General features: G+C 59.7%; 21 protein-coding genes. All 21 read right to left on the bottom strand.

What is annotated here, in order from left to right:
* Positions 1 to 94: 94 nt before the first annotated feature.
* Positions 95 to 1123: an ABC transporter ATP-binding protein gene (locus tag DXC79_RS08850; RefSeq protein ID WP_006236139.1), complete on the bottom strand. Its 1029-nt coding sequence runs from the start codon at positions 1121 to 1123 to the stop codon at positions 95 to 97.
* Entirely contained in the window at positions 1124 to 2215 is a 1092-nt protein-coding gene (locus DXC79_RS08855; RefSeq protein WP_117635929.1) for an ABC transporter ATP-binding protein, read from the bottom strand.
* Between the two features lie 2 nt (positions 2216 to 2217).
* Positions 2218 to 3153, bottom strand: a complete 936-nt coding sequence (locus tag DXC79_RS08860; protein WP_117635930.1) for an ABC transporter permease — start codon at positions 3151 to 3153, stop codon at positions 2218 to 2220.
* A gap of 14 nt (positions 3154 to 3167) precedes the next feature.
* The gene (locus DXC79_RS08865) at positions 3168 to 4205 is read right to left on the bottom strand and encodes an ABC transporter permease (protein ID WP_117635931.1); all 1038 of its coding nucleotides are present in this window, start codon (positions 4203 to 4205) and stop codon (positions 3168 to 3170) included.
* 157 nt (positions 4206 to 4362) lie between these two features.
* Entirely contained in the window at positions 4363 to 6039 is a 1677-nt protein-coding gene (locus DXC79_RS08870; protein ID WP_117635932.1) for an ABC transporter substrate-binding protein, read from the bottom strand.
* 290 nt (positions 6040 to 6329) lie between these two features.
* Positions 6330 to 6584, bottom strand: a complete 255-nt coding sequence (gene secG / locus DXC79_RS08875) for a preprotein translocase subunit SecG (RefSeq protein WP_006236144.1) — start codon at positions 6582 to 6584, stop codon at positions 6330 to 6332.
* Between the two features lie 164 nt (positions 6585 to 6748).
* Positions 6749 to 8302, bottom strand: coding sequence for a 2,3-bisphosphoglycerate-independent phosphoglycerate mutase (gene gpmI, locus DXC79_RS08880; protein ID WP_117635933.1), 1554 nt, complete (start codon positions 8300 to 8302; stop codon positions 6749 to 6751).
* A gap of 5 nt (positions 8303 to 8307) precedes the next feature.
* A complete protein-coding gene (gene tpiA, locus DXC79_RS08885; RefSeq protein WP_117635934.1) occupies positions 8308 to 9075 on the bottom strand; it encodes a triose-phosphate isomerase in 768 nt (255 codons plus the stop codon).
* Positions 9068 to 10258, bottom strand: a complete 1191-nt coding sequence (gene pgk / locus DXC79_RS08890) for a phosphoglycerate kinase (RefSeq protein ID WP_117564871.1) — start codon at positions 10256 to 10258, stop codon at positions 9068 to 9070. The genes tpiA and pgk overlap by 8 nt, the downstream gene beginning before the upstream one ends.
* A gap of 140 nt (positions 10259 to 10398) precedes the next feature.
* Positions 10399 to 11424 carry a type I glyceraldehyde-3-phosphate dehydrogenase gene (gap, locus tag DXC79_RS08895; RefSeq protein ID WP_099431436.1) on the bottom strand — a complete coding sequence of 342 codons (1026 nt, stop codon included), beginning with the start codon at positions 11422 to 11424 and terminating at the stop codon, positions 10399 to 10401.
* Between the two features lie 193 nt (positions 11425 to 11617).
* On the bottom strand, positions 11618 to 12547 hold the full coding sequence (gene whiA, locus DXC79_RS08900; RefSeq protein WP_035138886.1) for a DNA-binding protein WhiA: 930 nt from the start codon (positions 12545 to 12547) through the stop codon (positions 11618 to 11620).
* Positions 12548 to 12553: 6 nt separating this feature from the next.
* Positions 12554 to 13474, bottom strand: a complete 921-nt coding sequence (rapZ, locus tag DXC79_RS08905) for an RNase adapter RapZ (protein ID WP_022094878.1) — start codon at positions 13472 to 13474, stop codon at positions 12554 to 12556.
* Positions 13475 to 13572: 98 nt separating this feature from the next.
* Entirely contained in the window at positions 13573 to 14259 is a 687-nt protein-coding gene (locus DXC79_RS08910; protein WP_022094877.1) for an N-acetylmannosamine-6-phosphate 2-epimerase, read from the bottom strand.
* A 70-nt stretch (positions 14260 to 14329) separates the two neighbouring features.
* On the bottom strand, positions 14330 to 15295 hold the full coding sequence (locus DXC79_RS08915) for an ROK family protein (RefSeq protein ID WP_022094876.1): 966 nt from the start codon (positions 15293 to 15295) through the stop codon (positions 14330 to 14332).
* Between the two features lie 171 nt (positions 15296 to 15466).
* On the bottom strand, positions 15467 to 16387 hold the full coding sequence (locus tag DXC79_RS08920) for a dihydrodipicolinate synthase family protein (protein WP_089573615.1): 921 nt from the start codon (positions 16385 to 16387) through the stop codon (positions 15467 to 15469).
* Between the two features lie 68 nt (positions 16388 to 16455).
* Positions 16456 to 17307: an acetylxylan esterase gene (locus DXC79_RS08925; RefSeq protein WP_117635935.1), complete on the bottom strand. Its 852-nt coding sequence runs from the start codon at positions 17305 to 17307 to the stop codon at positions 16456 to 16458.
* Positions 17300 to 18277 carry an acetylxylan esterase gene (locus tag DXC79_RS08930; protein WP_117635936.1) on the bottom strand — a complete coding sequence of 326 codons (978 nt, stop codon included), beginning with the start codon at positions 18275 to 18277 and terminating at the stop codon, positions 17300 to 17302. The genes DXC79_RS08925 and DXC79_RS08930 overlap by 8 nt, the downstream gene beginning before the upstream one ends.
* 80 nt (positions 18278 to 18357) lie before the next feature.
* Positions 18358 to 19185, bottom strand: a complete 828-nt coding sequence (locus DXC79_RS08935; protein WP_117635937.1) for an ABC transporter ATP-binding protein — start codon at positions 19183 to 19185, stop codon at positions 18358 to 18360.
* Entirely contained in the window at positions 19186 to 21201 is a 2016-nt protein-coding gene (locus DXC79_RS08940) for a dipeptide/oligopeptide/nickel ABC transporter permease/ATP-binding protein (RefSeq protein WP_099431432.1), read from the bottom strand.
* 3 nt (positions 21202 to 21204) lie between these two features.
* Complete coding sequence (locus DXC79_RS08945; protein WP_055251823.1) at positions 21205 to 22161, bottom strand: ABC transporter permease; 957 nt, start codon at positions 22159 to 22161, stop codon at positions 21205 to 21207.
* Positions 22162 to 22318: 157 nt separating this feature from the next.
* On the bottom strand, positions 22319 to 23932 hold the full coding sequence (locus DXC79_RS08950; RefSeq protein ID WP_117635938.1) for an ABC transporter substrate-binding protein: 1614 nt from the start codon (positions 23930 to 23932) through the stop codon (positions 22319 to 22321).
* Positions 23933 to 23955 lie beyond the last annotated feature (23 nt).

The following is a 23955-nucleotide window of genomic DNA, read 5'->3' on the forward strand; positions in this document are numbered from 1 at the left end:
TACGGGTGCATCATCGACGTCTTCAATACAGAAAATATCAGTGCGGAATGTTCTGAAAAATAACACCAGGGCGGGCCCGGACGAAAACAACCGACTACAGGTCGATGTGCGATTCCTTGATCGGGAACGGCTCGGCGAAGTGGCAGGCGCAGCAGTGACCCGGTGCAACTTCCTTAAACTCAGGAAGCTTCTCGGAGCAGATGCCCTGCGCGATCGGGCAGCGCGTGTGGAAACGGCAGCCGGTCGGCGGATCCAGCGGCGACGGCGGGTCGCCAGCGAGGATGATGCGTTTGCGGGTCTTCTGGATATCTGGATCGGGCACCGGCACGGCAGACAGCAGCGACTGCGTGTACGGGTGGTGCGGCTCACTGTAGAGCGTCTTCCAGTCCGAAACCTCGACCATCTTGCCCAGATACATAACGGCAACGCGATCAGAAATGTGCTGCACGACAGAGAGGTCGTGAGCAATGAAGAGATAAGCCGTACCGAACTTGTCCTGGAGCTCCTTAAGAAGGTTCAGAACCTGGGCCTGAATGGATACGTCAAGCGCAGAGACGGGCTCATCGCAGATAATCAGCTTGGGCTTGAGCGCAAAGGCGCGGGCAATGCCGACACGCTGGCGCTGGCCGCCCGAGAACTCATGCGGATAGCGGTTGATGTGCTCGGGGTTCAGTCCAACGACGTCGAGAAGCTCGCGGACACGCTCAATGCGCTCCTCTTTGGTGCCCACGCCGTGAATGGTCATGGGCTCGGAGACAATCTCGCCGATGGTCATACGAGGATTCAGCGAAGCATAGGGATCCTGGAAGATAAACTGCATCTCGCGACGCATGTCCTTGATCTCATGCTTGCTCATCTCGGCAACATCTTTGCCCTGGAAGAACACCTTACCGGCAGTCGGCTTGGTCAAGCGCATAATCGTGCGGCCCGTCGTGGACTTACCGCAACCAGACTCACCAACCAGACCAAAGGTCTCGCCCGGATAAATCTCAAAAGAGATGTCGTTTACAGCAGAGACGACGCGCTTGGAAAAACGCTTGGCGAACATGCCGGACTCAGCGGGGAACTCCTTAGAGAGGTGCTCGACCTTCAGCAGCGGAGTGCGCTCGTTATTGTCTGCCATTTACGCCTCGCCTCCCTTCTTGGAATCCTTGCGCGTACGAGACGTCTCGGGAGCGTTCTTGAGGAACTCGGGGTCACCGGAATAATGGCACGCAGAATAGTGGCCGGACTCGGTGACAACGCGCTCGGGGCGCTGCTTGCGGCACTTATCGGTTGCATAGGGGCAACGAGGCGAGAACACGCAGCCCTCGGGCAGGTTCATGAGCGAAGGCGGGTTGCCGTGAATCGGCGTAAGCGGCTTCTTCTCATCGATGGCCTGCTCCGGGATGGAGCGGATCAGGCCCCAGGTGTAGGGGTGGCGGCTCTCGTAGAAGATTTCCTCAGCAGTACCGAACTCGACGGGACGGCCGGCGTACATAACCATAATCTTGTCGGCCATATCGGCAACAACACCCAGGTCATGGGTAATCATGATGATGGCGTTGCCGTTCTTCTCCTGCATTTCCTGCATAAGCTCAATAATCTGAGCCTGGATGGTAACGTCCAGGGCAGTCGTGGGCTCGTCGGCAATCAGAATATCGGGATCGCAGGCAAGGGCCATGGCAATCATAACGCGCTGACGCATACCACCAGAGAACTGGTGCGGATACTCATTGACGCGCTTCTCGGGCTCGGGAATGCCAACGAGGTCCAAAAGCTCAGTGGCGCGCTTGAGCGCCTCCTGCTTGGAGTAACCACGGTGCAGACGAAGGCCCTCGCCCACCTGCTTACCAATCTTATAGACCGGGTTCAAGGAGGTCATAGGATCCTGGAAGATCATCGCGATATCGTTACCGCGAATGTGCTGCATCTCTTCCTCGGTCATGTGGAGGATGGAACGGCCGCGATAGCGAACGTCACCGCCCTCAATCTTTCCCGGAGGCATCGAGATGAGGCCCATGATAGTCATGGCGGTCACGGACTTACCGGAGCCGGACTCGCCGACGACACCCAGAGTCTCGCCGCGATCGAGTGTGTAGGACACACCGTCGACAGCGCGGACGACGCCATCCTCGGTATGGAAATACATCTTAAGGTCATCGACCTCGAGCAGATGCTGGCCCTCGGGAACCGGCTGGTCCTTCAGGTCCACATAGTTCTTGTTCTTCTTCATCCTTATGCGTCCTTCATCTTGACGTCGAGGGCGTCGCGCAGACCGTCACCCAGCAGGGTGAAGGCGAGCACCGTCGAGAGAATTGCCAGACCGGGCATGATCATCATCCAGGGAGCAGTCAGAAGATACTGCTGACCGTCCTGAATCATAGAGCCCCACGAAGGCGTAGGCGGAATAACGCCCATACCGAGGAAGGACAGAGCGGACTCGGTCAGAATAGCGCCACCGATGTTCATGGTCGCATAGACCACGATGGAAGCAACGGAGTTCGGGAAGATGTGGCGCATAACGATACGGGCATCGGATGCACCCATAGCGCGAGCGGCGTCAACATAGTCGTTTTCCTTGACCGTCAAGATTGCAGATCGGAAGACACGGGCAATCGAGGGCCAGCCGAGAATACCGATGGCGATGAAAACATTTTGAAGACCACGGCCGATAACGGCGATCATGGCGACAACGAACAGCACGTACGGGAACGCCAGGAAGATATCCGCGAAGCGCATGATGATCGTATCCCAGATGCCGCCATAGAAACCGGCCAGGGCGCCCATGATCAGACCGATCACCGTGGAGATGGCGGTGGCCATAATACCGACGGAAAGCGAAACGCGCGCGCCGTAGATAACTCGGACGAGAATGTCGCGGCCAAGGGCGTCGGTACCAAACGGGTGCTCGGCACACGGAGCCAGCAGCGAAGTCTCGGCCATGGTCGTCGAGTCAGAAGCCGTCGGCGACCCGAGCCAGGGCTTAGCCCACAGGTCTGCGGTCAAGGCAACCAAAACGACGATGATAATCCAGCAGATACCGATAACGGCGAGCTTATTCTTGCGAAGACGCTTGAAAGCGTCGCCCCACAGCGTGCGGGACTTGGCGGGAGCAGATGCGGCCTTGGTGGCGGTAGCCTGCTCCTGAGACTGAGAATCAGTTTCCTGCATGAGACGTACCTCCCTTAGGCCTTATCCGACGGACCGCCGAGGCGGATACGCGGGTCGAGGAATGCATAGCTAATGTCGACGAGAAGGTTGATCACCATAACGACGACAACGATGAGCGTAACGCCGCCCATAACGATGGGCCAGTCGCGCATGCTAATGGCGCGGTAGACCTCAGAGCCGATACCGGGCCAGTTAAAGACCGTCTCGGTCAGGATGGCGCCCGAAAGCATGCCGCCGAAGTCGACACCAATATAGGTAACAACGGGGATGAGTGCATTCTTAAGCGCATGCTTGACGATGATCGCGCGATTGGAGAGACCCTTGGCCTTTGCCGTGCGGATGTAATCCTGATTCATGACGTCGAGTAGCTGCGAGCGCATGATGCGGGCAGCATAGGCGGTCGAAACCGAAGCCAGCGTGATGGTCGGAAGCACATAGTGCATCCAATCCTGATACTGAGAGCTGGAGCCGCCGGCACCCGAAATCGGCATGGAGAAAGCGCCGCCGGTGGCATCCTTAAGGATGACGCCAAAGAACAGCTGCAGCAGCATGCCGAGCCAGAAGGCAGGAACAGCAACGAGGATCGACGTGGTGAGCGTTACCAAAATATCCCAGAAGGAATAGCGCTTTACCGCCGAAATGATACCCGCACCGATACCCATGATTGCCTCGAGCACAATGGCGCACGCGGCGAGTTTAACCGTATACGGATACTTCTGGGCAAAGATTTCCGCAACCGGCAGCTTGCGCTGATACGAATTGCCCAGATCGCCATGAAGCAGACCATTCATGTAATTCAAGTATTGGTCCACAAGCGACGTTGGAACGGGATCGCCGTTCTCGTCAAGGATCGCGTTGCCGTCCTCGTCCGCCTGGACCAGGTGATAGCGCACGCGAAGTTGAAGCTCTACCTCGGGGGACAGAGCCTTGTCTCCACCGATCAGCTTGATCGGGTCTCCCGGCACAATATTCTGGAGGGCGAACAGAATCAACGTAACGCCCAAAAATACCGGGATGAACTGAAGCACACGTTTAACGATGTACTTACCCATACCACTCCCCTATCTAGGGATTAACCTAAATGGGATGCCGATCGCCAGACCGGCATCCCAAAATTACCATCAGCCAGTTTACCCCAGGTTAGGGAGAACTGTATGTTTCCCATGAGGTCTACGTAAATACTTGACCCTCATGGAAGCTGCAAAACTCTTAGGCGAGCTCAGCGGTACCCAGATCGGCGTGCTTCTGCGGATCGACATAGAGGTACTTGACGCGATCGGAGCCGACGATGGTGTGCGTGTAGAACATCACCGGGATAACCGGGCAGTCAGCGGCGACCATAGCGTCAGCCTCCTGCATCTTGGCGATGCGCTCGTCGTCGTCAACCGTGGCACGGGCCTCATCGACCTTGGCATCGAACTCGGAGTTGTTGTAACCAGAGCGGTTGTCGCCACCGAGGGAGTCGGAGTGGAACAGCGGGTACAGGAAGTTGTCCATGATCGGGTAATCGGCGATCCAGCCCAGACGGCCGAACTGATAGTTGAAGTTCTGATACTGCTCAAGCAGGGCAGACCACTCGGGAGTATCGGAGACGGCGGTGACGCCCACCTTGGCGAGGTCGCCGATGATGGACTCCATGATCTCCTTGTGGCCACCGTCCTGGTTGTAGGACAGGGTCACATTGATGCCACGATCGCCGTTAGCGCCAGCGGGAGCGACCTTGTCGAGGTACTCGTTAGCCTTGTCGACGTCATAGGCGCAGAACTCCCATGCGCCCTCCTTGTAGCCGGCGATTCCCGGAGGAACGATGCCGTCAGCGGGGGTACGGGTGCCCTTGAAGATGGTCTTGCAGATGGCCTCACGGTTGATAGCCAGGGAGATACCCCTGCGCAGGTCAGCGTTGTTGAACGGCTCGGCCGTGGTGTTGCACGTCAGATAGTACGTGGAAGGCTCGGAGCCGAGCAGCATGCGCTCGCCATCACCCATGGTGTAGCCATCCTTGGACTCGCCGCGGTCCTTCTTGGCGGCGTCGATCTGAGCAACGGGAACGTCGCAGACATCGAGGTTGCCGGCCTGGAACTCCTTGTAAGCGGTCTCCACGTCCTTGATGACCTGGAAGTGGATGGCGTCGATCTTGGCCTTGTCGCCATAGTAATCGTCAAACTTCTTGAGGTTGATCTCCTGACCATCCTCCCACTTGCCGTCCATCATGAACGGGCCGTTACCGACCGGGGCAAGGTAGAAGCTCTTGACATCGGACTCGGCGCACTCGGGAACCGGGGACAGAGCCGGGTGAGAGGCGACGAACGGGAAGTCGGCGTAGGCGGAAGTCAGCTTGACGACGAGGGTCTCGTCATCCGGGCAGGTAACGCCGGACAGCTCGGTAGCATTACCGGCAAGCAGATCGTCATAGCCCTCGACCATGGAAAGGTGGTAGGAGACCTCGGAAGGACCATACTCGGTAGCGATGGCTGACTTAGTGTTGACCAGGCGCTCCCAGCCGAGCTTGAAGGACTTGGAGGTAACGTCGTCACCGTTGTGGAACTTAGCCTTCTTGATCTTGAAGGTGAACTCGGTGGCGTCGTCGTTAGCCTCAAAGGACTCGCAAGCCAGCGGAACGATCTCGCCCTTCTCGTTATCGTACTCCGTCAGAGCGTCGAAGAGCTGGTACTCGACCTGAGTGCCCTGATCCTCCTGGACGTTGTAGGGGTCGATGCAGACCGGGTTGTTGATGTAGAAGTTCAGCGTCGAACCGGACTCAGAACCGGAAGCGTCGCCGCCCTTCTTGCCGCATGCGGCAAGAAAAGCCATGGAGCTCGCAGCAAGGGTACCGCCGACAAAGGCGCGACGACCCATAACGGGCTGGTGGAACATAGAATCAGCCATGCCATCCTCCTTATGAGATAGGACAAAGTGAATTCGGCCGGGCAACGTCGAGACAGCCCTTTCGAACCATTCAAACGCGGTCCGCCGTTATGGCTGGTTATGCAGTGCGGACCAACGTTTCGCAATACAGTAGCGCATTTTATGCACAATATGGCGCTAATTCCGGTTAACGGTCGAGAATTTCTTTAGTTGGGCGAAGTATGTGGGGATATTTTGACTCTGTTACAAGTCTGTAAACAAAAAGGGTCCCGCACGTGCGGGACCCTTTACAAACGTATATACGCCGATGCTTAGTAGCCGACGATGCCCTGCGGGAAGAAGAACATGCACAGAACGACACACACGGCAAATACGACAGCCATGATGACGGTCAGGCGATCGAGGTTCTGCTCCATGACGCCCGTGGCAGAGCTGGAGTTATACAGCGAGCTAGCGATCATATCCGAAACGCCGGTGCCCTTACCGGAATGCATCAGGACGAGAATCGTCAACGCCACGGCAGAGACAGCCCAAACGACAAACAGAAGAATCTGAAACGGACCCATAGATAAGCTCCTTAATAGAACAATTCAAACTCCAGTACTGTACCACAACCCCCAGCACTCCCCCACCTGCCATTTGGGGACGGGGTAGAAATGGCAGAAATACCAAAAAGGGGGTTGTCCGGTTGCGGACAACCCCCTTACTAGAAAACGGTATTTGTTTTCTATTAGGCCTCGGTGGCGAGTACGCGACCCGTCATCTCGGCGGAAGGCTCAATGCCAGCCATGGTGAGCATGGTCGGAGCGATATCGGAAAGACGGCCGTCCTCGATACCGGTGAGCTGCGCCTTCTCATCAACGATGATGAACGGCACACGGTTGGTGGTGTGAGCCGTAAACGGATGCTTGGAACCGTCGGAAGCAACGTCAAACATGTGATCGGCGTTGCCGTGATCGGCGGTAATCAGCGCAAAGCCGCCCTTGGCGAGAATCGCCGGGACAACCTTGGACAGGGCATCGTCAACAGCCTCGACGGCCTTAACGGCAGCGTCGAAGACACCGGTGTGACCAACCATGTCGCAGTTTGCGAAGTTCACGATGTAGAAATCAGCGCGATCCTCGTTGATAGCGGCAACAAGCTTCTCGGTAACCTCGGGAGCGCTCATCTCGGGCTGCAGATCGTAGGTAGCGACCTTGGGGGAAGCGACGAGCACGCGCTCCTCGCCCTCCTTGGGCTCCTCGATGCCGCCGTTGAGGAAGAACGTCACGTGGGCGTACTTCTCGGTCTCGGCGGTGTGCAGCTGCTTCAGGCCATTGGCGGCGATAACGTCGGCCAGGACGTTCTCGGGGAACGTCTTGGGGAAGGCGACCTCGACGTCAAACGTCGGATCGTACTCGGTCATCGTCACGAAGTGCGAGAGCTTAATCTGCTCGCGCTCAAAGCCATCGAACTCCTTGTCCGTGAACACGCGGGTCATCTGACGAGCGCGGTCGGGACGGAAGTTGAAGAAGATGGCCGCGTCGCCCTCGTGGATGCCCTCGTTGTGGGCCGCGAAAGGCTCGACGAACTCGTCGCCGCGCGGATCCTTCTCGTAGTAGGCCTTGATACCGGCAACGGGGTCGGTATCGGCATCGGACGCGTTAACCATGACGTCGTAGGCGCGCTGGATGCGCTCCCAACGGTTGTCGCGGTCCATGGCCCAATAGCGGCCCGAAACGGTGGCAACGCGAGCGTCGCAACCGGTCTCCTCGGAGATCTTAGCCAGGAAGGCGCAGAACTCGCTCATGTAGCCGGCACCGGACTGCGGGTCAACGTCGCGGCCATCCATGAAGGCGTGGACGCGAACGGTCTTGACGCCATGCTGGGCAGCCATCTTGACCAGAGCCTCGACGTGGTTCATGTGAGAATGAACACCGCCAGGGCTCATAAGGCCCATGAGGTGGAGAGTCTTGCCGTCAGCCTTGACGTCGTCCATAGCCTTGACGAAGACCTCGTTCTTGGCGATGGAGCCGTCCTTGATGGCATTGTTGATGCGCGAAAGCTCCTGGAACACGATGCGGCCGGCACCGATGTTGAGGTGGCCTACCTCGGAGTTGCCCATCTGACCGTCGGGAAGGCCCACGTCCTCGCCCGAAGCACCGAGCGTGGTGTGAGGATACTTCTCGTACAGGCTATCAAGGAAGGGCGTCTTGGCAGCGGCGACGGCGTTCTCGCCATCGGCCGGAGCAAGGCCGCAGCCATCCATGATGATCAGGAGTGCAGGAAGATGACGCTGTGCCATATGTCCTACTCGCCTGCCTTGACGACCATAGAGGCGAAGTCGGCAGCCTTGAGCGAAGCGCCGCCCACGAGGGCGCCGTCAACGTCGGGCTTGGCGACGAGCTCGGCAATGTTGCCGGGCTTAGCGGAACCACCGTACAGGACGCGGATACCGTCGGCGAGCTCCTCGCCAAACATCTCCTTGAGGGTCTCACGGATAGCGCCGCAGACCTCCTGGGCGTCCTCAGCGGTAGCGGTCTTTCCGGTGCCGATGGCCCAGATGGGCTCGTAGGCGACGACGACCTGCTTGGGGCAGGTGATCTCAAGTCCAGCAAGGCCAGCCTTGACCTGGTTCACGACGTGCTCGACATAGGTGCCAGCCTCGCGGACCTCGAGGGACTCGCCGCAGCAGAAGACGGGAACAAGACCGGCGGCAACGAGGGCCTTGGCCTTCTTGTTCTGGTCCTCGTCGGTCTCGTGGAAGTAGTCGCGACGCTCGGAGTGGCCGATGATGCAGTAGGTGCAGCCAGCGGACTTGAGCATGTCGCAAGAGGACTCACCGGTGAAGGCACCCTTGGCCTCCCAGTACACGTTCTGTGCACCGAGGGCGATGGGGGCAGCCTGAATGCGGTCATGAACCGTGGTGATGTCAATGGTCGGAGGGCAGACGAGCACCTCGACGCCAGCCGGAACCTCGGGCAGAGCCTGAGCCAGCTCGTCGGCGAGCTTGGCGGCCTCAGCGACGTCGTTGTTCATCTTCCAGTTACCAGCGATAAGAAGGGTGCGACTAGGCATCGAGAAGCGCCTCCACTCCGGGCAGGGCCTTACCCTCGACGAGCTCCATGGAAGCGCCACCACCGGTGGAGATCCAGCTCATCTTGTCGGCCAGGTTGAACTTGTTGACAGCCGCGACAGAGTCGCCACCGCCGATGATCGAGGTGCAGTCGGCCTCGGCGACGGCCTCGGCGATAGCCTGGGTGCCGTGAGCGAAGTTGTCGAACTCGAAGACACCCATGGGGCCGTTCCAGAACACGGTCTTGGCACCCTTGACGGCCTCGGCGTAAAGCTCCTCGGTCTTGGGGCCGATGTCCATGCCCTCACGATCGTCGGGGATAGCGTCGGAAGCGACAACCTCGGGGACAGCGTCCTCGCCAAAGTGATCGGCAACGCGGTTGTCGATGGGGAGCAGGATCTTGACGCCCTTCTCCTCGGCCTTCTTGAGCATCTCGCCAGCGCGCTCGACCCAGTCCTCTTCCTTGAGGGACTGACCGACGGTCAGGCCCTGAGCCAGGAAGAAGGTGTAGGCCATGCCGCCACCGATGATCAGGGTATCAGCGGAGTCGATGAGGTGATCGAGAACGCCGATCTTGGAGGAAACCTTGGAACCGCCGACGATAGCGACGAAGGGGCGCTCGGGCTCGGCGAAGATGCCAGTCAGCGTGTCGACCTCCTTCTCGAGCAGGAAGCCGGCGACGGCAGGCAGGTAAGCGGCGGGACCCACGACGGAACCCTGGGCGCGGTGAGCGGTACCGAAAGCATCGAGAACGAAGACGTCACCATAGGAAGCGAGCTTCTTGGCGATCTCGGGATCGTTCTTCTTCTCACGCTTGTCAAAACGGACGTTCTCGAGAACGAGGACCTTGCCCGGCTCGACGGCGGCAACAGCCTCAGCAGCCTTCTCGCCGTAGGTGTCGGCGACAAAGGCAACATCGAGACCAGAGAGCTCAGCGAGCTTCTTGGCGACAGGCTCAAGGGAGAGCTCGGGCTGGAAGCCGGTGCCATCGGGACGGCCGAGGTGGCTCATGAGGATGACGCGAGCGTTGTGCTCAACGAGGTAGTTGATGGTGGGCAGGGCAGCCTTGATGCGGGTGGTGTCGCCAACGACGCCATCCTTGATAGGCACGTTGAAGTCAACGCGGACGAGAACGCGCTTGCCGTCGACATCGATGTCGCGGACGGTCTTCTTGGTAAAGGCCATGTTTGCTTCTACCTTTCGTACGTGTCTGCCTCCCATTACGGCAGACGATTTCCTATAAAAAGGGCGCGACCCTAGGGTGTAAGCCCTATGAGGCCGCGCCCTTCTTTAGACGCTCAACGAGCTATTCGCTAAAAGCTAAATTAAGCAACGAACTTCTCGAAGTACTTGATGGTGCGGACCATCTGAGAGGTGTAGGAGTTCTCGTTGTCGTACCAAGAGGTGACCTGAACGAGGGTCTGGCCGTTGCCGAGGTCAGAGCACATGGTCTGAGTGGCGTCGAAGATGGAGCCGTGGGTCTCGCCGATGATGTCGGTGGAGACGATGTCGTCCTCGTTGTAACCGAAGGTCTCGGAGATGGTGGAAGCGTAGGCCTTCATAGCGGCGTTGACCTCGTCGACGGTGACCTTCTTGTCAACGACAGCGTAGAGGTTGGTGATGGAGCCGGTCGGCGTCGGGACGCGCTGGGCGGCACCGATGAGCTTACCGTTGAGCTCGGGGAGAACCAGGCCGATAGCCTTGGCAGCACCAGTGGTGTTGGGGACGATGTTGACGGCGCAGGCGCGGCTACGACGCTTGTTGCCCTTGCGCTGCGGGCCGTCGAGCGGCATCTGGTCGCCAGTCCAGGCGTGAATGGTGGTCATGATGCCGGACACGATGGGAGCGAAGTCGTTCAGACCCTTGGCCATCGGGGCGAGGCAGTTGGTGGTGCAGGAAGCGGCGGAGATGATGTTGTCCTCAGCGGTCAGCGTCTCGTGGTTGACGTTGTACACGATGGTGGGCAGATCGCTGCCCGCCGGAGCGGAGATGACGACCTTCTTGGCGCCAGCGTTGATGTGGGCCTGAGCCTTAGCCTTGCTGGTGTAGAAGCCGGTGCACTCGAGAACGACGTCGACGTCGAGGTCGCCCCAAGGCAGGTTGTTGGCGTCGGCCTCCTTGTAGATCTTGATCTCCTTGCCGTCAACGGTGATGGAATCCTCGCCAGCAACGACCTCGTGATCGCGAGCGTAGTTGCCCTGCGTGGAGTCGTACTTCAGCAGGTAAGCGAGCATATCGGGAGAGGTGAGGTCGTTGATAGCGACAATCTCGGAGCCCTCATGACCGAACATCTGACGGAAAGCCAGACGACCGATGCGACCGAAGCCGTTAATAGCAACCTTTACTGCCATTGTGTCTCCTTTCGTAAGGCCCCCGCAAGCTACAGCGCCCGCCGTTGAGGCCCACAAACTAACCACTCGCCTAATATACCTTTTTTTGGACTTGAATTTCACGAGAATAGTCGAAATTGAAAATCAAATTTACGTTAAAACGTTTTAAAGAATAAAATAGCAGTTCAATCCCTATATAAGCAGTTTCGCTCAACTACCTGTTTGCTTCAATGAGCTTTTCAAGCCTCAAAACTCGATGGTAGAGGGCCGACTTCGACAAGGGAGGGTCAGCCATCTCCCCCAGATCGCGCAGTGACAGATCGGGATAGCGCTCGCGCAGGTCGCAAAAGACTGCTAAGGCGTCCGGAAGCGTGTCGCGTAAACCCCGCTGTTCGAGCTCATCGATCAACGCAAGCTGATGCTGGGCGGCACCCGCACTTCTGGTCTGATTGGCCAGCTCGGCATTCACGCGACGGTTTACGTCGTTCTTAACCAATTTGACCGCGCGCGCTTCCTCGATCTCGGCAACGCTGCGCTTGGCGCCGACCAGCTTTAGAAGCTGCTCGATCTCCTCGGCGCTCTTAATGTAGACGGCAAAGGACCCGCGCCGCGCGTTAACGCGCGCATGGACCCCAATCTGCTCCAATAGATCGCAAAGTCCCCGGGCATACTGCTCGCCCTGCACCGCGATCTCCAAATGAAAGTCGCCGCGGGGATCGGCCACGAAACCACCCGCAATGAGCGCGCCGCGGATGTAGGCAAGCCTGCAGCAGGGACGGGCAACGATGTGCCGGGGAACACCAGCGACGAGCCCTCCCCTGCGGTCGAGGATGCCCAGCAGCACCAGAGCCTTGTCCAGGTCGGGTTGATCGGGCAGGGTAATGAGATAGTTACGGACCTTATGCAAGACCGATTTACGAACGGTGAATTCCGTTTTGAGCTTAAGGATGCGATGCGTCAGTGTGATCATCGTGCGCGCGACGGCACCCGTCTCGGTCGCGACCGTCAAACGATACCGCCCGGAGCCGGCCAGCGAAAGTGTACCGCTCACACGCGTCAGGGCGGCAAGCGTCGACAAATCGCAGTATTCACATTCGGGTTCGCAGCGCGCGAGCTCGTCACGCACCTCGGCGGTAAACGACATGCAGGCCTATGCTTTCGTGTTGGCGCGCGACAGGTCGCGATGAGAAATGCTCACGTGATACTGGGCGCCTTCCAAATAACGTGCTGTGGCCTCGGCGATGGCAACGCTGCGGTGTTGACCGCCCGTGCAACCGATGGCAATAGAAAGCTGTGGCTTGCCCTCCGCGATATAGCCGGGCATGACCGTATCGAGCAGCTGCGTCCAGGCCTTCCAGAACTCCTGGGTCTTGGGATGGTCCAGAACAAAGTCAGAGACTTTCTTATCGAGACCGGTCATCGTGCGCATCTCGGGATCGTAGAACGGATTGGGCAGGAAGCGAACGTCGATCATAATGTCCGCCTCGACGGGCATACCGTGCTTAAAGCCAAACGAGAACACGTGAACGTCCATGAGCTGCTGGTCGGACAACTCGGAGAACGCCATGCGCAATTTGTTGCGCAGAGCAGAGGTGCGCAAGCGGCTCGTATCGATAATCATGTCAGCTCGGTCGCGAACGCCCTGCAGCTGCAGGCGCTCGCGCTGAATCGCATCGGCCGTAGTCTCCCCCGGCTTGGCAATGGGATGGCGGCGGCGGTTTTCACTATAACGACGGATCAGCACCTCGTCAGAGGCCTCGAGAAACACGATGTCACAGCTCATCTCGCGCTCCTCGAGTGCGGCAACGGCATCGAGCAGCTCATCGAACAAGCCCTGGCTGCGCAGGTCGCAGGTGACGGCAAGATGCCTGCCCACGCCCGTATTGATGCCGACGAGTTCGGCAAGCTGGGCGATCAGACGCGGAGGCAGGTTATCAATGCAAAAATAGCCCATGTCCTCGAATACATGCATGGCCTGCGTTCGGCCCGATCCAGACATTCCGGTGATGATGACGATATCGGGGATGCGCTCCGAGCGCTCCGCCGCATCCATGGCATCTCCCTTTTGCATGTGTGCCTCCTAAAACAAGCGCGGGACCCGGCCAGCGGATCCCGCGCGATCAATTGCCTTTATTGAGTATACCGCCCCAAGCGGATACGAGGTCCGTCTTACGCCTCAAGCGCGGCTTTGAACCAACTCGTAATACTCGTGGGATGCGTGATGGCAGTGCCGACGACAACGGCCCAAGCGCCAGCATCAATCGCGGCGCGAGCCTCCTCGGGCGTGTGCACACGGCCCTCGCAGATGATGGGAAGACCGGGGAATTCCTCGGTCGCCTGACGCAGAAGCGGAAGATCGGGGCCATCGGCCATGGTGCAGTCGATGGCGGCGACACCATGAGAAAGCGTGGTGGATACAAGGTCGAAGCCCATATCAACCGCACGGCGAATGTCCTCGATGGTGGCACAATCCGCCATCAGGAGCACACCCTCCTCGTGCAGCGGACGGAAGGTGTCCTCGACGGTCTTGCCATCGGGACGCGGACGATCGGTGGCATCGATCGCCACGATATCGGCACCCGCGGCAACGCAGGCGCGAGCGTGACGCAGCGTCGGCGTGATGTAAACGCCCTCGTGCCCATCCTTCCACAGGCCGATAACAGGAACCTCACAGCGACCCTTAATGGCGGCAATGTCGGCAAGGCCCTGACAGCGAATGGCGGCGGCGCCGCCAAGCTCGCAAGCGCGAGACATTTGAGCCATGGTCTCGGGCGTACGAAGCGGCTCGCCCATATACGCCTGAACGCTCACGACGAGCTTGCCCTTCAGGGATTGAATCAAAGGATCGACGGTCATAAGGCTGCAACCTTTCTCAGAACAGCCTCCCGAGGCGTGTTGTCTCGGGAGGCTCCTACAGCAGATACGTTTACTTCAACGAGGCAAGAAGATGCTCAGCGGCACCGATGAGCGGAGCATCGCCCTCCAGAGAACCGATGAGGATCGGCGTGTCCTGAAGCGGATCGAGCGCCTGGCTGGCATAGCCCTCGTGCACCGAATCCTTCCACGTCTGCGAACGCCAATCGGGACCTTGGTGAATCACGCCGCCCGAAAGCACGATGACCTCAGGGTCCAGGATGTTAGCGAGCGAGCCCAAGCTGGCACCCAACGCAAAGCCGGCATCATGGATGACCTCGGTCGCCTTTGCGTCGCCTGCACGGCACAGGTCGTTCACATCGCGACCGACCGAAGGACGGCTGGGGTCGACGCGGCCAAAGCGCTCATCGTACATACGACCAATGGAAGTGCCCGAAGCAACCGACTCCAGATGGCCGGAACGCCCGCAGGCGCAGGGAATGCCGGCGGCAGCCGAGCACTCGATGTGGCCCATATGGCCAGCAGCACCATGGAAGCCCTGCATCACGCGGCCGTTCTCGACATATGCGCCGCCAATGCCCGTACCGATGCCAAGACACAAGACGGAGAACTTGCCCTTGCCGACGCCCCAGTGGGCCTCGCCCAGAGCATGAGCCTGCACGTCGCCTACAACGGCAACGGGAAGACCGAGATCCTCACGCAGACGCGGCCCCAACTGAACGCCGGACCAGCCGGGCATGATCTCATTGGCATACGCGATGGCGCCCGTCTTGGGATCGACGACGCCGGCGGCACCGATACCGACGCCAAGGACCTCGACATCGGGATTCGCCTCGAGAGCAGCCTTGATGGACGCCTCAATACGCTGGAAGACGGCCTCGCCGCCCTCTTGGGCCTCCGTGGGAACCTCGGCCTCAAAAACGGGATGGGGCACACTACCATCAGCCGGGTACTCCATGATGGCAGTCGCAATCTTAGTTCCGCCGATATCGACAGAGCAGACGTACTTGTTCTCCATGTCGCTCTCCTTCGGAGATAAAAACAACTACAGGAAATGCGCCGTCAGGCTAGCCGTCACAGCGCAGTAAAGGTTTTCCAGGTGTCCGAGATCGCCGAGAAACCGTGTGGCCATTGACCTAATGGGTCATGGCCACACGGTTGAACGGCGAGGTCGGGTGCCTGGGAAGCTTTACAGGAGACCGTTGTCCTGAAGGACCTTCCTAATCGCCTCGACGTTCTCGCCGGTCATGGCCTTCACCGGGCGCGGCATGGTCGGGCTGTCGAAGATGCCCATGAGGTTCATAGCGGTCTTGAAGGCGCCGACGCCACCGGCATAGCCCTGGACGCCCGAGGTGACGTCCCAGATGTGCGAAATCTCATTGAGGCGATCCTGCTCGGCCTTGACGGTAGCCCAGTCGCCGGCCTGAGCGGCCTTCCACTGGCGCACGTAGCCCTCGGGCTCAACGTTGGCAAGGCCCGGGACAGAACCGTCGGCGCCACCGAGGTAAGCGCCGTCGACAACAACCTCGTGACCGGTGAGGATGCTCATCGGATGGCCGTTCTTCTCGTTCTCCTGAACGAGATAGCGGAACGAGATGTCATCACCCGAGGAATCCTTGACGCCAGCAAGGACGCCCTCGGCGCCGAGCTTGGCAAGGAGCTTCCAGGGGAGCTTGGTGTGAACGCAGACGGGAATGTCATAGGCAAAGATGGGCAGGTCGAGCTCCTCGTGCAGGATGCGGAAGTGCTCCTCGACCTCGGTCATGCCCTGCAGGGCATAGAACGGGCAGGTGGCGACAAGCGCATCGGCGCCCAGCTCCTGAGCGACCTTACCGTGCTCGATCATGCGCTCGGTCTCGGTATCGATGATGCCGACCAGGACGGGCACGCGGTGGTCGACGATACGAACGGCCTCGGCGATGATCTGGCGACGACGCTCATCGGTGGAGAAAACGACCTCGCCCGAAGAGCCCAGGAAGAACAGGCCATCGACGCCGGCATCGATCATGCGGTTGATGCTGCGCTCAAAGGAGGCAACGTCGAGCTGGTGGTCTTCGGTATCGGGAACAACGACGGGAGGGATAACGCCGGTGAATTTCTGAGTTGCCACAAGAATCTCCTTAGTTGTCTGGCGGGCGGCCCTATGCCACCCACTCTTGTTGACAGTGTCCAGGCCGTCTAGGCCAAAGAACACGGGTAGAACGTTTGGTTAAAAAAGTCGATGACTTCGTTTTCGAACGCATTGATGCGCTCGTGAGCGTATTTTGCATAGATGATATGCCTCCGGTCACACTCAAGACCGTTGAATACGGCAAACTGATCCTTGGAATCGCTCACGGTATCCATAAGCGATGTGCCCATGAGCACCGATCCGCGCACCCGAGACGACAGCGCCTCGAGGCCGCCAGGAAGCGGATTGGCAACCGCCGTGCAGGCGAGGCCCCGCTCGTCCAGAGCAGAAACCGCCAGTGCGACTCCGCCGCCAAGACCCTCGCCCCATGCAAAGATGCGGTCGAGGTCCATGCCATCAAGATTGCGCGCCACCTTCGCCAGCGCGCAACCCCAACGGACGCGCTCGACAAAAGCGGGCGAAGAAATCCCCCGCCGCAGGTCGTCCGCACCAGCAACATCGTCGTCCAGCGCAAGCACGGCATATCCCATGGCCGCAAACCTCGTCATGTGATGCCATCCCCGCACGGGTCGGTCGATGTCGTGAAACATCAGACATAGCGGCACAAGCTCGGATGCTCGGGCGCGACCGGCAGGCTCGATCAAACGTGCGTGGACCACATCGCCACCAAGCTCAAAGGAAACCTCGGAGTAGCGGGCATACGGATTGGCGAAATCGATCGCCGTAATACTCGGCCCGCAAACCTCAAGGTCCGAAGCGGCTATCTCTAATTCGGAAACATCCGCAGAAGCATCACCGCGCCAATCCCGGAAATCAGCGAGCCTTGACGAGACCGTTCCGGGAATCCCCACAAGGTCGGAGACAATCAGCTCGCCGACATTGCTCTCGCACTTAGACATGAGCCTCCCCTCCCTTGCAGAAAAACGGAATGATCAGATCGTCAAAATCCTGAATCTCCTCGTGGCCAAAGCCTTCAAAGAACTCATGACGCTTTTCGCAGGTCAGGTTGTTATAGACCGCAAACTGCGTCGCTGGCGGACAGACGATATCGGCTGTGCCGGTGCCAAACAGCACGGGGCATTTGACCATAGGGGCAAAGTTCTTGGAATCGAAGTACGCCAGCTTGGCATAGGCTTCGTCAATACGAGTCGAGTCCTCGTCAAACCAGCGAGACCAATAGCGCAGGCCCTCGTAGGCAATGTCGTCGGCATCCAAATCCCAGACCAGGCGGAAATCTGACAGGAAGGGATAGAGGACGGCGGCACGATTGATAAGCTCGCTGTTAAGCGCACAGGTCGCAATGCCCAAACCGCCGCCCTGCGACGCGCCGTTCACAAACACACGCGCAAGATCGATGCCCTCGAGCTCGCGAACGATGCGGCACAGGATGCGAATATCTTGGTGCAAGCGGACATAGTAGAGGTTGGCCGGGTCGCCGTCGATACCGGCGACGATATGACCGGCAACCGTTGTGCCCTCAAATCCACCAATGTCCTCGGAGGGACCTCCTTGGCCGGGGCAGTCGAGGGCGATGAGTGCCATGCCCATGCCCGCAAACGACGCCTGCTCAAACCAGCTGCGGCTTGCACCCGGATACCCATGGAACTGAAGTACCAATGGCACGGGCTCGTCCGAGACGGGTTTAAGGTACTTGGCATGCAGGCGAGCGCCACACATGCCGTTATACCAGAGGTCGAAAAGCTGGCAGGTCGCGGCATCGGTGACCGATGCCGCCTCGATCGCATAGTCAAGCCCGACGGCGTCGGCCTCGGCCATGCGATCCTTCCAAAAGAGATCGAAATCTGATGGACGGGGCATGGCGCCTCGATATTCACCAAATTGATGTTGTAGCTCCTGAGCACTTGGCATGGCTCGTGAACCCAACCTTTCGAAATCGCAACGGAGGTGCGCCCGGCAAGGGAACCGGGCGCACGGGAGGGAAAGCGAGCCTACTCGCCGAGCTTGGGGTGCAGCAACGACGGCGCAGCGCCGAGCAGCATCTTGGTGTAGGGGTCCTGGGGGTGCTGGAAGACCTGCTTGGCCTCGCCCTGCTCGACGATCTTGCCGCCATTCATAACGATGATGTCGTCAGAGATATAGCGGACCGTCTGGATGTCATGGCTGATGAACACCATGGCCAGGCCGAGCTCCTTCTTAAGGTCGGTCAGCAGGTTCAGAATCTGCGCGCGGACTGAAACGTCCAGAGCCGAGGTGGGCTCGTCGGCGATGATGGCATCGGGGTTCAGCGACAGGGCACGGGCAATTGCGACGCGCTGGCGCTGGCCGCCCGAAAGCTGGCCGGGAAGAACCTCGGCAGCGGAGCTGGGCAGACCGGTGAGCTCCAAGAGTTCCTTGACGCGCTCCTCCTGCTCGGCCTCGGTACCCAGGTTGTGGACGCGCATGGGGTCGAGCAGCTGCTCGCGAACGACCATGCGGGGGTTGAGCGCCGTGGCCGGGTTCTGGAACACGACCGAGATGACGCGACCCATGTGGCGACGGTCCTCGGCGGTACGCTTGGTAACGTCCTTGCCCTTAAAGTAGACCTTGCCGCTCGTGGGGGCCTGCAGGCCGCACATGACGTTAGCGGTGGTGGACTTACCGCAACCGGACTCGCCGACGATGCCGATCGTCTGACCGGGCATGAGCTTAATCGTTACACCCTGGACGGCGTGAACCAGGTTGGGGTGCAGAATCGAGCCGGTACGGGTCCTAAAGGTGACGTGGACGTCATCAAGGAAGATGATCGGCTCGACGCCGTTGACTGCGGTCTCGCTCATCTACATCACCTCCGCGTGAGGGGTCAAACCATTTGCCTTGAGCACCTCGTCGGGGAGCTCGGAATAGAAGTGCTCGGTGCCGGGCACGCGCTTGAAGACCGGACGGGTGTCCAGGCCAATACGCGGATGGCTCGAGCGGGGCGCGAAGCGATCGCCCTTGGGGAAATCGCGCGGGCTCGGAACGGCGCCAGGCACCTGGTGCAGGCGGCCCGAACCGCTCTCGATGGACAGAACGGAACCCAGAAGACCGCGGGTGTACTCGTGAATCGGGTTGGTGAGCAGCTCCTTGGTGGGCGCCTGCTCGATAACCTGGCCAGCGTACATAACCGTGATGTTGTGGGCGACCTCGGCGACCAGCGCCAGGTCGTGCGAAACGAAGATCATGGCAAAGCCGAGTTTGGCCTGAAGATCGTTGAGCAGCTTGATGACCTGCTTCTGGACGGTAACGTCCAGAGCGGTCGTGGGCTCGTCGCAGATGACCAGCTTGGGGTCGCGGGTAAGGGCCATAGCGATCAGGACACGCTGACGCTGGCCGCCGGAAAGCTCGTGCGGATAGCTCTCGAGCGTGCGCTTGGGATCGAGGCCGACGAGCTCCAGAAGCTCCTCGGCGCTGCGGGTTCCGCCGCGCTTAGTGAGCTGCTTCATCTGGGCAGAGATGAGCATGGAGGGGTTGAGCGAGGACAGGGCGTCCTGATAGACCATAGCGATATCGGTACCGCGCAGGCCGAACCACTCCTTCTTACTCATCTTGAGCAGGTCACGGCCCTCCCAGAGGACCTCGCCGGAAAGGTGCTCGTCCTCATCGGTCAGGCCCATGATGGCCAGCGTGGTGATGGACTTACCGCAACCGGACTCGCCCACCAGGCCCATGGTCTGACCAGGACGGACGTCAAAGTTGACATGGTCGACGACGTTAATATCACCGTGATGCTCAAACTGAATGCAGAAGTCACGGACCGAGAGAATCGGTTCGACAGACTCGTCGGGCACATGGCGATCGTCACGCTTGAGCTCGACATCGCGCAGGGCGCCAAGACGAGCGGAGAGGGACTGGGCCTGCTCCTTGTAGGCGCGAACGGGGTCGGAGACCAGCAGGTCGGCCTCGCGACGCTTGGAGGAATCGGTCGGATCCAGGGCGGCGGAGGGAGCAGCGGCCATGGCGTCGGTAATGCCCTCGGAGAGGATGTTGAGCGCCAGGCAGGTGATCATGATGGCCAGGCCCGGGAACAGCGCCTGCCACCAACGGCCGGCGAGCACGCCGCCGCGGGCGTCGGCGAGGATGTTGCCCCAGGTAGCGGTGGGCTCCTGGATACCAGCGCCGATGAAGGTCAGCGAGGCCTCGAAGATGATGGCGTCGGCGACCAGGGTAACGGTGAAGACCATGATCGGGGCGATGCAGTTACGCAGAACATGCTTGATCAAAATCCACGGAGCCTTGGCGCCGGAAACGATGACCGCGCGGACATAGTCCTCGCCGTACTCGGACACGATGTTGGCGCGCACGATACGGGCAATCTGCGGAGTGTACATAAAGCCGATGGCGAAGATGATCGACGGCACGGAGTTGCCCAGGATGGAGACGAAGACGGCCGCGAGGGCGATGCCCGGGATGGACATGATGATGTCCAGGATACGCATGATCGTCTCGGAAACGGCCTTGCGCGAAACCGCCGCAAGGGCGCCCACGACCGAGCCGCAGACCAGAGCCATGGCAGTGGCGCCAAAGCCGATAATCAGCGAGTAACGACCACCGTAGAGCATACGCGACAGAATATCGCGACCCTTATCGTCGGTACCGAAGATAAATCCGTTGCCGGGAGCCTGGCGAGCCGTAAAGATCTCGACCGGGCTATAGGGGGCAAGAAGGGGCGCCAGAATCGCAGTCAGGGCGACCAGCACCAGCACGACGGCGGCAATCTTAGAAGACAGCGTCATCTTCTTCCAGCCACCGAGCTTGAGCCCCTTGGAGGCAGCCTTCTCGAGCTGCTCGGTTTGCTTCTCTCGAATCTTTACCATAATCTACACCGTCCTGATGCGCGGATTGATGAGCAGGTAGAGCATGTCAACCACGATGTTGATGATGATGAAGGCAAGAGCAACGACGATAACGACGCCCTGAACCAGGTTCGCCTCGTTGCCCTGAACGCCCTGCAGAATCGCGGTGCCCATGCCGGGGAGGTTGAAGATAACCTCGATGACGACGGCGCCGCCCATGAGGTAACCGATCTTAAGACCGAGGGTGGTGACCGGGGTGATCAGCGCATTGCGAAGAACGTTGATACCGACGACGACCTTCTCGGGAACGCCGGCACCGCGAGCCATACGGACATAGTCCTTGTCGAGCTCCTCGACCATGGCGGTACGCACGATACGAGTCATCTGGCCCGTCAGCGGAAATGCCAAGGCGATGGCGGGCATAATCATGCGGCCCAGATAACCAGCCGGATTCGTGGTGAAGTGAGGCAGAGCACCCGATGCCGGGAGCACCTTAAGGTAGGAAGAGAACAGCAGGATCAACAGAACGGCAAGCCAGAACGACGGGGTTGCCAAGCCGGCGATGGAAAAGACGCGGATCACTTGGTCCGGCCATTTGTCGCGATACAGTGCCGCGATGACGCCGAGCAAAAACGAAACGACCGCACCGATGGCAAGGCCGATGAAGGTCAGCTGCATCGTGACGGGCAGGGCCGTGGAGATGCGCTTGGCAACGGAGTTGCGAGCAGCACCATAGGTGCCCATGTCGCCATGGATCAAATCGCCCATATAGCGCACGTAGCGCACGGGCCAGGGGTCGTCCAGACCATACTTCTCATGGTACTCGGCAACCGCCTCGGGCGAGGCACCGTCACCCAACGCCGTGTAGGCGGGGTCGGTCTTGGAGAACGACATAAGGAAGAACACCAGGACGGTGACGCCCAATGCCATGATCGGCAGCGCCACAAGACGCCTTCCAATCAAACGTAGCAAGTTGTTCACGTTCTCTCCCCTTTCTTTTGTCGGTAGGACCAACTGGTATATGAGTACGGATACTCATTACAAGACCCGAGCGACATCGAGGTCGCCCGGGTCTTTGTTTCAACTATGAGGATACGGTCCCAACGACCGACATCCTGCATACAGACTCAAGCGAGTCTTACGCCTTGACGGTCGCAACGCCCCTGAAGGACATGCTCGTCGTGCCGATGCCCTTGAAGCCATCGAGGGCCTCGCCGTTGGGCGCAGTGGACGGATCGTCCCAGGAAGCGGAGACGGTCTTGACGTGGACAACGGGGTACAGAACAGCGTTGTCGGCAATGATGTCGAAGCACTCGTTCCACTTCTTCTGCTGCTCGTCGCCCTCGGCGGCAAGAGCCTCGTCCATGAGACCGTGGAGCTTCTGCCACTCAGCGGACTCCTTCCACGGGCAACGGGTCTGCATCCAGACGTTGTCGCCGTACCACCAGTTGAGCAGCAGGTCGGGGTCGGCGCCGAAGCAGGAAGGATCGCCAGGGGCAAGGAGGATATCGTAGGCCTCGCCGCCGTCGATGGCAGCGTAGGTGGCCGGCGAGGTATCGGTCTGGATGGTCACATCGAAGCCGAGAGCGTCGAGGTCGTTCTTGACCTGGGCGGCCATGCCCTTGATCTGCTCGTTGTCGGTGGTGCGCAGGGTGATGGCACCCGGGGTGATGCCAGACTCCTCAATGAGCTTCTTAGCCTTCTTGGCGTCGGTCTTGTACACCGTGGAAGCCTCATGATAGTTGGTGAAGCTCTTGGGCAGGTAGCAGCTGGCAGCGGTGGCAAGGCCGGCGAAGGTGTTGCTGACCATCTTCTCGGTGTCGAGCGCATACATGACAGCCTGACGGACCTTGACGTTGTTCCAAGGCTCCTTGGCGACGTTGAACATGATGAAGCGGGTGCCGAAACCCTGAACGTTATCGATCTTGCAGCCGGCGCTCTCGAGCTGGTCGACGGCGTCAGCGGTAACAAGCTCCATAACGAGCGTGGAGCCCTCCTGCTGAGCGGTAACGCGAGCGGTGGGGTCGGTCAGGATGCTGTACTGGATCTTCTTATCCTCGGCAGCATACTCACCGTTGTACTCGGGGTTGGGAACCAGGGTGATCTCGGTATCGGAGATAGAGTCGTACATCCAGGGGCCGGATCCGATCGGCTGCTTGGCGCGATCCTCCTCGGTCTGGGTGGCCGGGGTAACGCGGACGATGGCCAGACGATCCTTGAGCAGGGAGAAGTTGGGGACCTTGGTCTTGACCGTCACGGTGCTGGCGTCCTTGGCCTCGATGGACTCGAAGGGCTGGAAGAACGGAGCATAGGTAGCGGAAGCGGCACAAGCGGTGTAGGAGGCAACGACATCGTCAGCGGTGACCTCGGTGCCATCGGAGAACTTGGCGCCCTTGCGGATGGTGACCTCGAAAGTGGTGTCGTCCACAGACTTGGGATCGTCGGTGGCGAGCTCGTTGAAGGTGCTGTAGTCGTGGTAATCGATGCCGTAGAGGCCCTCGACGACGTGCCAGTTAGCACCCAGGCCCACAGCGGAGCCGGTGCTGGCGGGGTCGAAGCTGGACGGAGCGTAAGCGGAACCAGCGGTGATCACGCCGCCGCCACGGTTGGCGGAATCGGCGGAACCGGAAGCGGAACCCTCGTCGCTAGAGCTGCCACCGCAGCCGGTGAGACCAAGCCCTGCGACAGCAGCGACGCTGCCGGTGAGGCCGAGGAACGAACGCCTGGACATACCCTTGTTGATGATGGCCATGTCTTCTCCTATCAATAGAGAAT

The organism is Collinsella sp. TF08-11AT, assembly GCF_003437035.1.
Lineage (GTDB): Bacteria > Actinomycetota > Coriobacteriia > Coriobacteriales > Coriobacteriaceae > Collinsella.